Here is a 13677-nt window from a genome sequence, read left to right as displayed (position 1 = left end):
CGCTCCCACAGGTGATGTGTTGGCCCTCTCTCCTGGTATATGACCATGATCACAGCAACCGCCCCCCTGCGGGCCTCCCCCCTGGACGCGCTGCAGCGCTGGCTACCGAAACTGGTACTGGCGCCGAGCATGTTCATCGTTCTGGTAGGCTTTTACGGCTACATCCTGTGGACCTTCGTCCTCTCGTTCACCACCTCCACCTTCCTGCCCACCTACAAGTGGGCCGGGCTTGCGCAATACGCGCGGTTGTTCGACAACGACCGCTGGTGGGTGGCCAGCAAGAACCTGCTGCTGTTCGGCGGCCTGTTCATCGGCATCAGCCTGGCCATCGGCGTGCTGCTGGCGGTGCTGCTGGACCAGCGCATCCGCCGCGAGGGCTTCATCCGCACCATCTACCTGTACCCCATGGCGCTGTCGATGATCGTCACCGGTACCGCCTGGAAGTGGCTGCTCAACCCGGGCATGGGCCTGGACAAGCTGCTGCGTGACTGGGGCTGGGAGGGCTTTCGCCTGGACTGGCTGATCGACCCCGACCGCGTCGTCTACTGCCTGGTGATCGCTGCCGTGTGGCAGGCCTCGGGGTTCATCATGGCGATGTTCCTCGCCGGGCTGCGCGGGGTCGACCAGTCGATCATCCGCGCCGCGCAACTGGATGGCGCGAGCCTTCCGCGCATCTACTGGACCGTGGTGCTGCCCAGCCTGCGCCCGGTGTTCTTCAGCTCGCTGATGATCCTGTCGCACATCGCCATCAAGAGCTTCGACCTGGTGGCGGCGATGACTGCAGGCGGCCCGGGGTATTCCTCCGACCTGCCAGCGATGTTCATGTACTCGTTCACCTTCAGCCGCGGGCAGATGGGCATGGGCTCGGCCAGCGCGATCCTGATGCTCGGCGCAATCCTGGCGATTCTGGTCCCTTACCTGTATTCCGAGCTGCGGGGCAAACGCCATGACTAGCCTTTATGACAAGCCGGCGCTGAACCTCAGCCGCATCGCCATCCACGCGGTGTTGCTGCTGGCGGTGCTGCTGTACCTGGTGCCGCTGGTGGTGATGCTGCTGACCAGCTTCAAGAGCCCGGAAGACATCGGCACCGGCAACCTGTTGAGCTGGCCCACCGAGTTCACCGCCATCGGCTGGAGCAAGGCCTGGGCCACGGTCAGCGGCTACTTCGTCAACTCGGTGCTGATCACCGTGCCGGCGGTGCTGATCAGTACCGCCATCGGTGCGCTCAACGGCTACGTGCTGTCGATGTGGCGCTTCCGTGGTTCGCAGCTGTTCTTCGGGTTGCTGCTGTTCGGCTGCTTTTTGCCGTTCCAGACCGTGCTGCTGCCGGCCTCGTTCACCCTCGGCAAGCTGGGCCTGGCCAGCACCAACACCGGCTTGGTGCTGGTACACGTGGTGTACGGGCTGGCCTTCACCACGCTGTTTTTCCGCAACTACTACGTGAGTATCCCCGACGCGCTGGTCAAGGCTGCGCGCCTGGACGGCGCCGGGTTCTTCACCATCTTCGGGCGAATCATTTTGCCGATGTCGACGCCGATCATCATGGTCTGCCTGATCTGGCAGTTCACCCAGATCTGGAACGACTTCTTGTTCGGGGTGGTGTTCTCCAGCGGCGACTCGCAACCGATCACCGTGGCCCTGAACAACCTGGTCAACACCAGCACCGGGGCCAAGGAATACAACGTCGACATGGCCGCGGCGATGATCGCCGGGCTGCCGACGCTGTTGGTGTACGTGATTGCGGGCAAGTATTTCGTGCGCGGGCTGACGGCCGGCGCGGTCAAGGGGTAAGTCATGGCAACACTCGAACTGCGTAATGTGCACAAGACCTACGGCACCGGGCTGCCGGACACGCTCAAGGATATCCAGCTGGCGATCAAGGACGGTGAGTTCCTGATTCTGGTCGGCCCTTCGGGTTGCGGCAAATCGACCCTGATGAACTGCATTGCCGGCCTTGAGAGCATCAGCGGCGGGGCGATCCTGATCGACGAGCAGGACGTCAGCGGCATGAGCCCCAAGGACCGGGACATCGCCATGGTGTTCCAGTCCTACGCGCTGTACCCGACCATGAACGTGCGCGACAACATCGCCTTCGGCCTGAAAATCCGCAAGCTGCCCCAGGCCGCCATCGACGAAGAAGTGGCACGGGTGGCCAAGCTGCTGCAGATCGAGCACTTGCTGGCGCGCAAGCCAGGCCAGCTGTCGGGCGGCCAGCAGCAGCGGGTGGCCATGGGCCGGGCATTGGCGCGCCGGCCGAAGATCTACCTGTTCGACGAGCCGCTGTCGAACCTCGACGCCAAGCTGCGGGTGGAAATGCGCACCGAGATCAAGCTGATGCACCAGCGCCTGAAAACCACCACGGTGTACGTCACCCACGACCAGATCGAGGCCATGACCCTGGGCGACAAGGTGGCGGTGATGAAGGACGGCATCATCCAGCAGTTCGGCACCCCGCAGCAGATCTACAACGACCCGGCCAACCTGTTCGTCGCCAGCTTCATCGGTTCGCCGCCGATGAACTTCATCCCGGTGCGCCTGGCCCGCCAGGACGGCCGTGTGCTGGCATTGCTGGACAGCGGCCAGGCCCGTTGCGAGCTGCCGCTTGGGGTGGCTGGCGAGGGGCTGGAAGGCCGCGAGCTGATCCTGGGCGTGCGCCCCGAGCAGATCACCCTGGGCGGCGCCCAAGGCAACGGCCTGCCGGGCATCCGCGCCGAGGTGCAGGTGACCGAGCCCACCGGCCCGGACCTGTTGGTGTTCGTCACCCTCAACCAGACCAAGGTCTGCTGCCGCCTGGCACCGGATGTGGCGTGCCGGGTGGGCGACAGCCTGGACTTGCAGTTCGACCCGGCGCGGGTGCTGCTGTTCGACGCCGCCAGCGGCGAACGGCTGGACCTGTCTGCCAATGCACCGAGCAAGGATAACGTGGCCCGTTTCAAAGGCCGCTGAGCGAACGCACCAGGCGATGCGGTGGATGGCACCGGCTACGCCGGTGTTCGCGGGCAAGCCCGCTCCCACAGGGGCGGCATGAGCCTTAGGCCTGTGCCGTACCTGTAGGAGCCGGCTTGCCGGCGATGGGGCCAGTAAAGGCAGCACAGGTCAGTGGTTCCTGTAGAGGGCATGTGTAACGTCAGAAAGCCGCCTGTAAAGGCATGTTGGTCAAATCGTTCTGTTAAATAACAAGAAAAGAGGACGCAAAGGAATGGAACAGCGCAATCGCATCAGGGCCCTGGGCTCGCTGGCCTTGCTGGCCATCGTCGGCAGCAGTGGCGCACAGGCTGCCGAGGCTTTTTCGTCGCAGTCCAAGTGGATGACCGGCGACTGGGGCGGCACCCGCACCGAGCTGCTGGACAAGGGCTACGACTTCACCCTCGACTACGTCGGTGAAGTGGCGGGCAACCTGCACGGCGGCTACAACGACGACAAGACCGCCCGCTACAGCGACCAGTTCGCCCTGGGCGCGCACCTGGACCTGCAGAAGATCTTTGGCTGGCATGACGCCGAGTTCAAGCTGGCGATCACCGAGCGCAGCGGGCGCAACCTGTCCAACGACCGCATCAGCGACCCGCGCGCCGGGCAGTTCAGCTCGGTGCAGGAGGTGTGGGGCCGCGGCCAGACCTGGCGCCTGACGCAGATGTGGGTCAAGCAGAAGTACTTCGACGGCGCGCTGGACGTGAAGGTCGGCCGCTACGGCCCGGGCGAGGACTTCAACAGCTTCCCCTGCGACTTCCAGAACCTGGCGTTCTGCGGCTCGCAGGTGGGCAACTGGGTGGGCGGCATCTGGTACAACTGGCCGGTGAGCCAGTGGGCGTTGCGGGTCAAGTACAACATCACCCCCGAGTTCTTCGTGCAGGTGGGGGCGTTTGAGCAGAACCCGTCCAACCTTGAAACCGGCAACGGCTTCAAGCTCAGTGGCAGCGGCACCAAGGGCGCCATCCTGCCGGTGGAGATGGTCTGGTCGCCGCAGGTCAACGGGCTGCCGGGCGAGTACCGCCTGGGCTACTACTACAGCACCGCCAAGGCCGACGATATCTACGACGACGTCAACGGCAACCCCCAGGGGCTGACCGGCACGGGCTTCAAGTCGCACTCCAGCAAGCACGGCTGGTGGGTGGTGGCGCAGCAGCAGGTCACCGCTCACAGTGGTGACGCCAGCCGCGGCCTGAGCCTGTTCGCCAACTTCACCGTGCACGACAAGGCCACCAACGTGGTCGACAACTACCAGCAGGTGGGCATGGTGTACAAAGGCGCCTTCGATGCGCGGCCCAAGGATGATATCGGCTTCGGCATCGCCCGCATTCACGTCAACGACGATGTGAAAAAGCGCGCCGAGCAGCTCAACGCGGTCAGCGGCATCAACGACTACGACAACCCGGGCTTCGTGCCGCTGCAGCGCACCGAGTACAACGCCGAGCTCTACTACGGCTTCCACGTCACCAACTGGCTGACCGTACGGCCGAACCTTCAGTACATCAAGAGCCCCGGTGGTGTGGACGATGTGGATAACGCGCTGGTCGCAGGCTTGAAGATTCAGTCGTCATTCTGAGAAAAATTGTTGTAAATTTACGCCATCCATTTTCGGCCTTCCGCTAGCCACTGGTCTGCAGTGGTTAGCGGGTACCGGCCGAGACAGCGCTATCTCGAACAACAAAGAGCCTGGAACCATGCCTGAACATCCGCTACATCGCTTCTTCACCACGCACCGGCCACGGCCGACGTTCGAGTGGGAGCGTTACCAGCAGCGCGATGTCCTGGTCATCGACCACCCGCGCTGCCAGGCCGTGTTCAGCCGCCAGGGCGGGCAGTTGCTGCATTTTCAGCCGGCCGGTGAAAAGCCCTGGCTGTGGTGCGCCGAGCAGTGGCCGCAGGTGGGCGCGATCCGTGGCGGTGTGCCGGTGTGCTGGCCGTGGTATGGCCGCCACCCCAGCGAAGACCTGTGGCCGGCCCACGGCTGGGCACGGCTGCTGGACTGGAAGCTGGTGCAAAGCAGCGAGGACGAGGAGGGCGTTACGCTCAAGTGGCGGCTGGATTTGTGCGACTGGCAGGTCGACCTGCACGCCCGGCTGGGCGCCAGCATGGAGCTGAGCCTGTCCACCGAGCACCAGGACAGCGAGCCCTGCCAGCTTAGCCATGCACTGCTGGCCTACTGGCGTATCAGTGACGTGTCAAAGGTAGCGCTGTCCGGGCTTGAGGATATCGAAGGTTACGACCGTCTCAACCGCCAGGTGTGCCGCGAAGACGGTGCGCTGAAGCTGCGTGGCGGCTGCCAGAAGGTGTACCCGGGTACGCCGAAGGTGCAGTTGCAGGACCCGGCCTGGCAGCGCGAGCTGTGCATCGACACCGGCGACAGCGACGACACCGTGGTCTGGCACCCCGGCAACCGCCCGCTGATGGGTGTGACCGGGCGCGAGTGCCAGGGGTTCGTCTGCGTGGAGGCGGCCAGCGGCAGTGACGCCGGGCTGAGCCTGGCGCCGGGCGAGCGGGCGCACCTGCGTTTGCAGGCGCACCGGCTCAGTTGAGGTCGTCGTCTTCGATGGGGTAGCGGCTGGCGTTGAGGCTTTCCTTGATCTTGCGCAGGTGCGGCTGAAAGTCCGAGCCGCGGCGCAGGGTCATGCCGGTGGCCAGCACGTCGAGCACGGTGAGCTGGATGATCCGCGAGGTCATCGGCATGTAGATGTCGGTGTCTTCGGGCAGCGGAATGTGCAGGCTCAGGCTGCAGGCCTGGGCCAGTGGCGAGCCGGCGGCGGTCAGGCCCAGTACCGAGGCGCCGTTCTCGCGCGCCAGGCGCGCCACCTCGACCAGTTCGCGGGTGCGCCCGGTGTAGGAGATGATCACGAACAAGTCGCCGGTGTGGGCCACCGAGGCCAGCATGCGCTGCATGAGCACATCGGCATGGGCCGATACGGCCAGGTTGAAGCGGAAGAACTTGTGCTGGGCATCCAGCGCCACCGGGGCCGACGCGCCCAGGCCGAAGAAGTGGATCTGCCGGGCCTGGATCATCATGTCCACGGCGCGGCTGACCTGCTGCGGGTCCAATGCCTGGCAGGCGCTGTCCAGCGAGGCGATGGCGCTGCCGAAGATTTTTTGCGTGTAGGCGGCCGGATCGTCATCGGCTTCCACGGCGCGGCTTACATAGGCGGCGCCGCTGGCCAGGCTCTGCGCCAGTTGCAGCTTGAGCTCGGGGTAACCGCTTACGCCGAACGAGCGGCAAAAACGGTTGACGGTCGGTTCGCTGACCTTGGCCGCCTGGGCCAGGGCGGCGATGCTGAAGCGGGTGGCTTGCTGCGGGTTCAGCAGGATGACCTCGGCGACCTTGCGCTCGGCCTTGTTAAGCTCGTCCAGGCGGCCCTGGATCTGTTCCAGGAGGTTGCGCACGCGGTCCATGGTGGGGTCCTTGTTTTGAAGGGGCGGCTTGCAGGGCCGGCCCGGGCAGACAGACGGCAGGCTGGGCTGCAGGCTTTTTGCAAAGTTGTCTATCGTACTGTCGCTGAGGTTGTCACACCACTTGTCTGTATCAGTTGGGGCTAATGTTGTTGTTTTTACTACATTGACCCTTGTAAAACCGGGTTGAAACCGGTATTCCTAGCTCAACTTTAATAAAAGAACCAACATCATGGCTGCGATCAGTGTAGAACCTTGCACCTTTGCCCTGTTTGGCGCCCTTGGCGACCTGGCGTTGCGCAAGCTGTTCCCCGCGCTCTACCAGCTTGACCGCGCCAATTTGCTGCACGCGGACACCCGCCTGCTGGCCCTGGCCCGGGAGCCTGGCAGTGCCCAGGAGCACCTGCAGAACATCGAGGCGCACCTGCGCCGCCACGTGCCCGAGGCCGAGATCGACCCGGCCACCCTCGGGCGCTTCTTCGCCCGTCTTGACTACCTGCACCTGGACTTCGTCCAGCCCGAGGGCTATCAGACCCTGGCCGAACACGCCCCCGCCGGGCTGCCGTTGATCGCCTATTTCGCCACCGCCGCAGCGGTGTACGGCGCCATCTGCGAAAACCTCGACAAGGCCGGCCTTGCGCCACGCACCCGGGTGGTGCTGGAAAAGCCCATCGGCCACGACCTGGAGTCGTCGCGCCGGGTGAATGATGCGGTGGCGCGGTTTTTCCCCGAAAACCGGGTGTACCGCATCGACCATTACCTGGGCAAAGAAACGGTACAGAACCTGATCGCGCTGCGTTTCGCCAACAGCCTGTTCGAAACCCAGTGGAACCAGAACTCCATCTCCCATGTGGAGATCACCGTGGCCGAGAAGGTCGGCATCGAGGGCCGCTGGGGTTACTTCGACAAGGCCGGCCAGCTGCGCGACATGATCCAGAACCACCTGCTGCAGCTGCTGTGCCTGATCGCCATGGACCCGCCCAGCGACCTGTCGGCCGACAGCATCCGCGACGAGAAGGTCAAGGTGCTCAAGGCACTGGCACCGATCACCGGCGAGGGCCTGGGCACCCGCGTGGTGCGCGGCCAGTACATCGCCGGCTACAGCGACGGCAAGCCGGTGCCCGGCTACCTGGAAGAAGACAACGCCAACGCCCAGAGCGACACCGAAACCTTCGTTGCCCTGCGCGCCGACATTCGTAACTGGCGCTGGTCGGGGGTGCCGTTCTACCTGCGCACCGGCAAGCGCATGCCGCAAAAGCTTTCGCAGATCGTCATCCACTTCAAAGAGACGCCGCACTACATCTTCGCCCCGGAACAGCGCCTGCAGATCGGCAACAAGCTGATCATTCGCCTGCAACCGGACGAAGGCATCTCGCTGCGGGTGATGACCAAGGAGCAGGGCCTGGACAAGGGCATGCAACTGCGCAGCGGCCCGTTGCAGCTGAATTTTTCCGACACCTGGCGCAGCGCGCGGATTCCGGATGCCTACGAACGCCTGTTGCTCGAGGTGATGCGTGGCAACCAGAACCTGTTCGTGCGCAAGGACGAGATCGAGTACGCCTGGACCTGGTGCGACCAGCTGATCGCCGGCTGGAAGAACAGCGGCGAGGCGCCCAAGCCCTATGCCGCCGGCTCCTGGGGGCCGATGAGCTCGATTGCACTGATTACACGAGACGGGAGGGCCTGGTATGGCGATATCTGAACTGCAATTGCCGGCAAGCGTGACGGTGCACCCGCTGGCCGACGGGCCAACCCTTGCGGCCACATTGGCCGCTGATGTGGCCGGGCGTCTGCGCCAGGCCATCGCCAGCAAGGGCCAGGCCTGCGTGGTGCTGTCCGGCGGGCGCAGCCCGGTGCCGTTTCTCGAGAAGCTGGCCAGCGAGGCGCTGGACTGGTCGAAGGTCACCGTGAGCCTGGCCGACGAGCGCTGGGTGCCGGTGGAGCACCCCGACAGCAACGCAGGCCTGCTGGCCCGCCACCTGTTCAAGGGCGAGGCGGCCAAGGCCCGTTTCATCGGCCTGTACCACAGCGCTGCAAGCCTGGGCATCGCCGCCGAACAGGCCGACGAAGCACTCGCCGCGCTGCCGCCAATCGATGTGCTGGTACTGGGCATGGGTGACGATGGCCATACCGCGTCGCTGTTCCCGGCCAGCCCCAACCTGCTTGAAGGCCTGAACCCCTCCGGCAAGCGCCGCTGCCTGCCGTTGCTGGCGCCGAGCGTGCCGCGCCAGCGCCTGTCGATGACCCGTGCACTGCTGGCCACTGCCGGGCTGACCGTATTGTCGGTGCAAGGGGCGGGCAAACTCGCTACCCTGCGCGCCGCGCTGGCGGGCAACGACCTTACCGAAATGCCGATTCGCGCCTTTCTTCACGACCCCCTGAGCATCTACTGGTGCCCATGAGCCAAGGATCCACTGTCATGACCACCCTCGAACGCCCACAGCCTTTGCTCTCGATGGCCGAAAAGGCCGACCGCATCGACGCCATATGCAAAAAGGCGCGCATCCTGCCGGTCATCACCATCGCCCGTGAGGAAGACATCCTGCCGCTGGCCGATGCCCTGGCCGCTGGCGGCATTCGCACTCTGGAAGTCACCCTGCGCTCGCAGCACGGCCTGAAGGCCATCCAGGTGCTGCGCGAGCAGCGCCCGCAGCTGTGCGTCGGTGCCGGCACGGTGCTTGACCGCAGCATGTTCGCCAAGGTCGAGGCTGCTGGTGCGCAGTTCGTGGTAACCCCGGGCATCACCCAGGACATCCTCGAAGCCGGCGTGGACAGCGACATCCCGCTGCTGCCAGGCATCAGCACGCCGTCGGAGATCATGATGGGCTACGCCCTCGGTTACCGGCGCTTCAAGCTGTTCCCGGCCGAGATCAGCGGCGGGGTGTCAGCGATCAAGGCCTTCGCCGGCCCGTTCGGCGACATCCGCTTCTGCCCCACCGGCGGGGTCAACCCGGCCAACGTGCGCAACTATATGGCCCTGCCCAACGTGATGTGCGTGGGCGGCACCTGGATGCTCGACAGCAGCTGGATCAAGAACGGTGACTGGGCGCGTATCGAGGCCTGCAGCGCCGAGGCGATGGCCCTGCTGGACTGAACAATTTCGTTGTGTGCTACACGGTTATGGGGCGCTTGGTCGGCGCCCCTTTTTTTGCCTGCAAGAAAGTCTTCCTGCTGATCTGCCGAGCGCACGAATTTTAAGTTGGTGCCTCGCTCAGTCAGAAGGAGGTTGCCCAGTGAGCAGCCATGAAGAACTTAAAGGCTCTTATGAAATAGAGCGCTATTTGTACGGTGAGCAGGGCGTGCAAGCGGGAAGTTGGGTAGCGGGGCAAACGGTCATTGGCGACATAAAGATAGACGGGGTTGTCGTGGAGTGCTTTACCCGCCCGGTCTATGCCTACCTTTCTTATTGCGCACGGGTGCAGAAACAGAGCTCGGGGCCTTATGTCCATTCGCAGCACTATCAGTGCGGTTTGAACCGGGACTTTCTTGCAGGCCTCGGGGTGCCTTTCAAGGTGCGCCCGGGCATCAATCGGGTCAATACACTGTCCCGCATCGTGACCGACTTGCCTGCCGATATTTTATGGGGCAAGCCGGTCGAACAGGCGCGTGACGTTTACCTGAACGATGACAAGGCGTACCTGGTTTACCAGGTCAATATTGCCTATGCCCATTGCCTGGTGGATGGCAAGCCAAGCAACGCCAAGTTGGGCCGCGTATTCAGCGAAGTGACGGGCCAGTGGTTGTTGGTGTCGTCGGTGAGTACGGATCGGCTGGTCGTCGTGGACGAGAGTCAGGCCGTTGAGGCACCTGGCTGGCAAGCGGTCAGGCAGGCGGTACTTGCCGCAGGAAAGCTGGGCTCACTCGAGTTTGACCAGTCTGTGGCAGCTATCCCTTTCAATCGATATAAATGACGAATAACGCAGGAGTCTGTTGCGATGAGCTTTATCGACGAGGCCATGATCAAGGATATTGGTAACTTCCCGCACAAGCGCGGATCTTATGAAATCGAGAACTATCTGTTCGGCAGTGACGGGGCGGTCAATGCGGGTTGCTGGATATACGATAAAACTGTTTATGGCGACATGCGCCTGGGGCCGCAGGATTGGGGGACCTACACTACCCCGATAATGGCATACCTTTCCCACCTGAATACCGTGCGCGTCCCCAGCAGTGTCAAACACATACAGGAAGTGGCAGTAACGGAAGGCTACAGCTCGACATTCACCTCGACGCTGGAGATGGAAGTGGGTTTAGGTGCCGGTTTTTTGCTGAGTGCGGTGGGTGGCAAGTTGACCAGCAGCACCAGTGAAGGAATCCATGGCTCCACGGTCAACACCCGCAAGGTCGAGATGGAAGGGCCGGGTGTATTCAATATTTACCAGATGCATTACGTATATGCTCATTGCGTGACGTCGGCTGGCAACTATTCGGACTTCTTCAAGTACGCCAAGTACAGGCAGGTCAAGGACCGGGAAGACTTGTACTTCCTGACTTCGGTGGCCACCGAATCCACGGTGGCGGTCGCAGGCAAGCATTCCATCGCCCCGCTGGGGTGGGATGAAATTCAGATCGCGGCTTTGATGAAAGGGTATGACGTTAACCAAAACAGTGGCCGCTGGGCATTGGACTGGAAGGCCTACAACCTTCCGGGTTCCCGCTATTGAAGGCCTGTCGGCGTGGCCCTGTGAAGGGACGCGGTGCCTGCTTGAAGATGAAAAGGCAGGGGCTGCAATGCAGCCCCTTGCCGGTTACTGCGAAGCTTTGCTGAGCAGCGCGGAGAACGCGCGCTTGGCGTCCTCTACGGCGTCGGAGATCTCCTGCGCCGCCTTGGTCGACTCGGCGCGGTAGGTGGCGGTCAGGCCTTTCATGTCGCTCTGGAAGTCCAGGGTAGCCTGGGCCAGGGCACGCACCGATTCAACCCGCAGGGTCGAGCCGTAGCTGGCTTTCATGGCGGCGCCGAGCTGCTGGTTGCCCAGCTCGCCCAAGGCTTCGAGGCCCTTGTTGATGCCGTCGGTGGTGGCGTTGAGGGTGTGGGTAGCCTCGGCCATGCCCTGGTTGGCGGTGAACGACACGGCCAGGCTGGTGAGCACTACCTCGTTGGTGGCGAAGAACGACACCATGCGCTGGTACTGGCGCTCCTTGACCACGTGCACCTGGCTGATGCGGGCGAACACCATCTCGGCGGTGTTGTAGCCGACCCGCAGGTCGTCGGCGATATCCTTGACGATCTGGTAGCTCTTGTCTTCGTTCTGCAGCGCACGCACCGCCTCGTCGCGGGTCAGTTCCAGCGCCGCGCGGCGGGCCGGTTCTTCACTTTCGGCTGCCGCCACGCTGGCGTTGGCCGCATCCAGTGCCTGGGTGCGCTCCTGCAGCGCCCGGCCAGCAAGGGTCAACACTTCCTGCGCATCCACTTCGGCGGTTTTCATCGCCAGGCGGAAGTCCATGTACGACTCCAGGATCAGGCTCTCGCGGCTGATCTGGTCGCTGGCGGCGGCGCACACCTCGAGGTAGTGCTTGCGGATATCTTCGAAGCGGCTGGGGATCGAGCCGCGCATCATGTGCATCCAGGCCATTTTCAGGCGTTCGAGGGTGTCCAGGCGGCCGTCGTCCATCCACGTGGCCATGGCGGCAGCATCCTCGCGGATCGAGGTGAAGCTGTCGGTGATGTTCATGTAGCGGTCGGAGATGTCCATGCCGGCGATCTGCTCACGCACGGTCTGGTTGAACAGGGTCGCCTGTTGCAGCACTGCAGCGATACCGGTGATGCGCTGGTTGTCGTAGTGGGCGACCTTGTCCAGCAGCATCAATACCGGGGCCGGTTGGGCCGGCTTGCCGAAAGAGATGCCGAGTTTGCGCAGGCCTTCGAGGGCGCGTTCGAGGTATTGGCTCATGGGAGTCCTTGCATGAGTGGCTGTCTGGTCTGGATGTGCGGGTCAGAAGCTGTCAGTGGTACGAAAGCCCCCGCCGCCTGAACTGCCGGAGGTTCTGAAACCACCGCCGCCGATGCTGCCGGAGCCGGAGAAACCACCTGAGGAGTGGCTGGAGCGGGTACCCCACTGGTGGTTTCTGGGGTCGCCGCGCCGGTGCAGCGGCACGAACTGGCGGCCTTCCTCGAGCAGGCGCTGCACGGCCTGCTGGTCAAGCACGCCGCCCATGTAGTCGTCGAGGATCTGCTCGATGGGGTGGCGCAGTTCGTACTCGTGGCTCGGGTCTTTGTAGTGGGCGTCTCGCAGGGCGTACTCGATGGTCTTGGCGCGGTCGTACAGGCGGCGTTTGTCTGATGCCTCGAGTTGCACGCCCTGCATGCGCTGCTGAAGCTCCCGCAGCCGCGCATGCAGCAGTTGCAGGTCGCTCACCAGCACATCGTCATGGGGGGAGGGGGTCTTGGCCGCCTCGACGATCAGCTCGGCCAGCGGGCGGGCCCTGAGCTGGTCGGCGATGCCCTGACGAATCTGCTGCAGGTATGGGTCACGCTGCTGTGCGAAGGCGCTCAGTTGCGCATTCAGCGAACTGGCATGGGCCTTGGACTCGGCCAGCAGGCCGTCCAGGCCCGATTGTTCATCTTTCAGCGCCTGCACCTCGGCGCTTGAGCCGACGCCGTCCAGGCGCTGCTGGTGTTGCGCCTGCAATTGCGCCAGTGCTTCGCCGAGCGCGTGGCGCTGGGTCTCGTTGCGTGCCTGCATGGCCAGCAGGATCTGCTCGTTGGCGTAGTTGCTGCGAAAGTCCACCCATTGCGCGAGGTAGCTGTCCATCGCCCGCGCCAGCCGGGCGCCGCAGTATTCATCGGTGCCATAGCGGCGCGCCTTGAGAAAGCGGTACAGCGGGTTGCCTGTATAGCCTTGCAGCTTGCTGGCGCACTCTTCGCGGATCTCATCGTAACCGGCATGGGCTTGCAGCTCGGCCTGCTGGGTTGCTTCGAGCTGTTCGAGCAACTGGCGGTAGGACGGGTCCTGCTCAAGCAGGTCGCGCGCCTGGGCGGCCTGGCGGTCGATGGCCTGGTGCAGCTGCTGGCGCCTTTGCAGGCGGGCGGCGATGAGCTGCTCTGCGGCCTGAAGTTCTTCGCCGAGCCGGGCCCTGGCGAGTTCGCGTTGCTCCAGCAATGCCTGGGCCTGCTGGTGGCGGGAGGGGTCGAGTTTGAGCTGCAGGCTGGCGATTTCGGTCAGTTTCGAGCTGATCAGGTGCTCGAGCCGGGTTTGCTGCTCGGACTCGACGCACAGTGCCTGCTCGGCTTCGCGCAGCTGTTGTTCGGCCTGGCGCGAGTTGTTTTCGAGCGCGTTCACGAGGGCGGTCGGGGTCAT

General features: G+C 63.8%; 13 protein-coding genes. 10 read left to right on the top strand and 3 right to left on the bottom strand.

The features are described 5' to 3' along the window. Nucleotides 1–45 precede the first annotated feature (45 nt). From KSS93_RS24185 to KSS93_RS24165, 5 genes are all read left to right on the top strand, one after another. Nucleotides 46–954, top strand: a complete 909-nt coding sequence (locus KSS93_RS24185) for a carbohydrate ABC transporter permease (RefSeq protein WP_217886300.1) — start codon at nucleotides 46–48, stop codon at nucleotides 952–954. Further along, a complete protein-coding gene (locus KSS93_RS24180; protein ID WP_217886299.1) occupies nucleotides 947–1792 on the top strand; it encodes a carbohydrate ABC transporter permease in 846 nt (281 codons plus the stop codon). Before KSS93_RS24185 ends, KSS93_RS24180 begins: the two co-directional genes overlap by 8 nt. Before the next feature lie 3 nt (nucleotides 1793–1795). Next, entirely contained in the window at nucleotides 1796–2947 is a 1152-nt protein-coding gene (locus KSS93_RS24175; RefSeq protein ID WP_217886298.1) for an ABC transporter ATP-binding protein, read from the top strand. 253 nt (nucleotides 2948–3200) lie between these two features. Continuing rightward, on the top strand, nucleotides 3201–4544 hold the full coding sequence (locus tag KSS93_RS24170) for a carbohydrate porin (RefSeq protein ID WP_217886297.1): 1344 nt from the start codon (nucleotides 3201–3203) through the stop codon (nucleotides 4542–4544). Nucleotides 4545–4662: 118 nt separating this feature from the next. After that, nucleotides 4663–5517 (top strand): D-hexose-6-phosphate mutarotase, encoded by an 855-nt coding sequence (locus KSS93_RS24165; protein WP_217886296.1) that lies wholly within the window; start codon nucleotides 4663–4665, stop codon nucleotides 5515–5517. Here KSS93_RS24165 and hexR read toward each other — a convergent pair. Further along, on the bottom strand, nucleotides 5510–6373 hold the full coding sequence (hexR, locus tag KSS93_RS24160; RefSeq protein WP_217843642.1) for a MurR/RpiR family transcriptional regulator: 864 nt from the start codon (nucleotides 6371–6373) through the stop codon (nucleotides 5510–5512). The genes KSS93_RS24165 and hexR overlap by 8 nt on opposite strands. A 238-nt stretch (nucleotides 6374–6611) precedes the next feature. Here hexR and zwf point away from each other — a divergent pair, with 238 nt between their 5' ends. The 5 genes from zwf (at nucleotide 6612) to KSS93_RS24135 (ending at nucleotide 11043) form a co-directional block, all read left to right on the top strand. Continuing rightward, entirely contained in the window at nucleotides 6612–8081 is a 1470-nt protein-coding gene (gene zwf / locus KSS93_RS24155; protein ID WP_217886295.1) for a glucose-6-phosphate dehydrogenase, read from the top strand. Continuing rightward, nucleotides 8068–8781, top strand: a complete 714-nt coding sequence (gene pgl, locus KSS93_RS24150) for a 6-phosphogluconolactonase (protein WP_217886294.1) — start codon at nucleotides 8068–8070, stop codon at nucleotides 8779–8781. The genes zwf and pgl overlap by 14 nt, the downstream gene beginning before the upstream one ends. A gap of 17 nt (nucleotides 8782–8798) precedes the next feature. Then, nucleotides 8799–9473: a bifunctional 4-hydroxy-2-oxoglutarate aldolase/2-dehydro-3-deoxy-phosphogluconate aldolase gene (locus KSS93_RS24145; RefSeq protein WP_217886293.1), complete on the top strand. Its 675-nt coding sequence runs from the start codon at nucleotides 8799–8801 to the stop codon at nucleotides 9471–9473. Nucleotides 9474–9612: 139 nt separating this feature from the next. Further along, complete coding sequence (locus KSS93_RS24140) at nucleotides 9613–10290, top strand: monalysin family beta-barrel pore-forming toxin (RefSeq protein ID WP_217886292.1); 678 nt, start codon at nucleotides 9613–9615, stop codon at nucleotides 10288–10290. A gap of 24 nt (nucleotides 10291–10314) precedes the next feature. Beyond that, on the top strand, nucleotides 10315–11043 hold the full coding sequence (locus tag KSS93_RS24135) for a monalysin family beta-barrel pore-forming toxin (protein WP_217886291.1): 729 nt from the start codon (nucleotides 10315–10317) through the stop codon (nucleotides 11041–11043). An 84-nt stretch (nucleotides 11044–11127) separates the two neighbouring features. Here the strand turns inward: KSS93_RS24135 and KSS93_RS24130 are convergent, their stop codons facing one another. Both KSS93_RS24130 and KSS93_RS24125 read right to left on the bottom strand, forming a co-directional pair. Continuing rightward, nucleotides 11128–12270, bottom strand: coding sequence for a merozoite surface protein 3b (locus tag KSS93_RS24130; RefSeq protein ID WP_217886290.1), 1143 nt, complete (start codon nucleotides 12268–12270; stop codon nucleotides 11128–11130). A 42-nt stretch (nucleotides 12271–12312) separates the two neighbouring features. Next, nucleotides 12313–13677, bottom strand: a complete 1365-nt coding sequence (locus KSS93_RS24125; protein ID WP_217886289.1) for a coiled-coil domain-containing protein — start codon at nucleotides 13675–13677, stop codon at nucleotides 12313–12315.

It is taken from the genome of Pseudomonas xanthosomatis (genome assembly GCF_019139835.1).
GTDB classification, from domain to species: domain Bacteria; phylum Pseudomonadota; class Gammaproteobacteria; order Pseudomonadales; family Pseudomonadaceae; genus Aquipseudomonas; species Aquipseudomonas fakonensis.
This window is presented reverse-complemented; position numbering and strand designations above follow the sequence as displayed.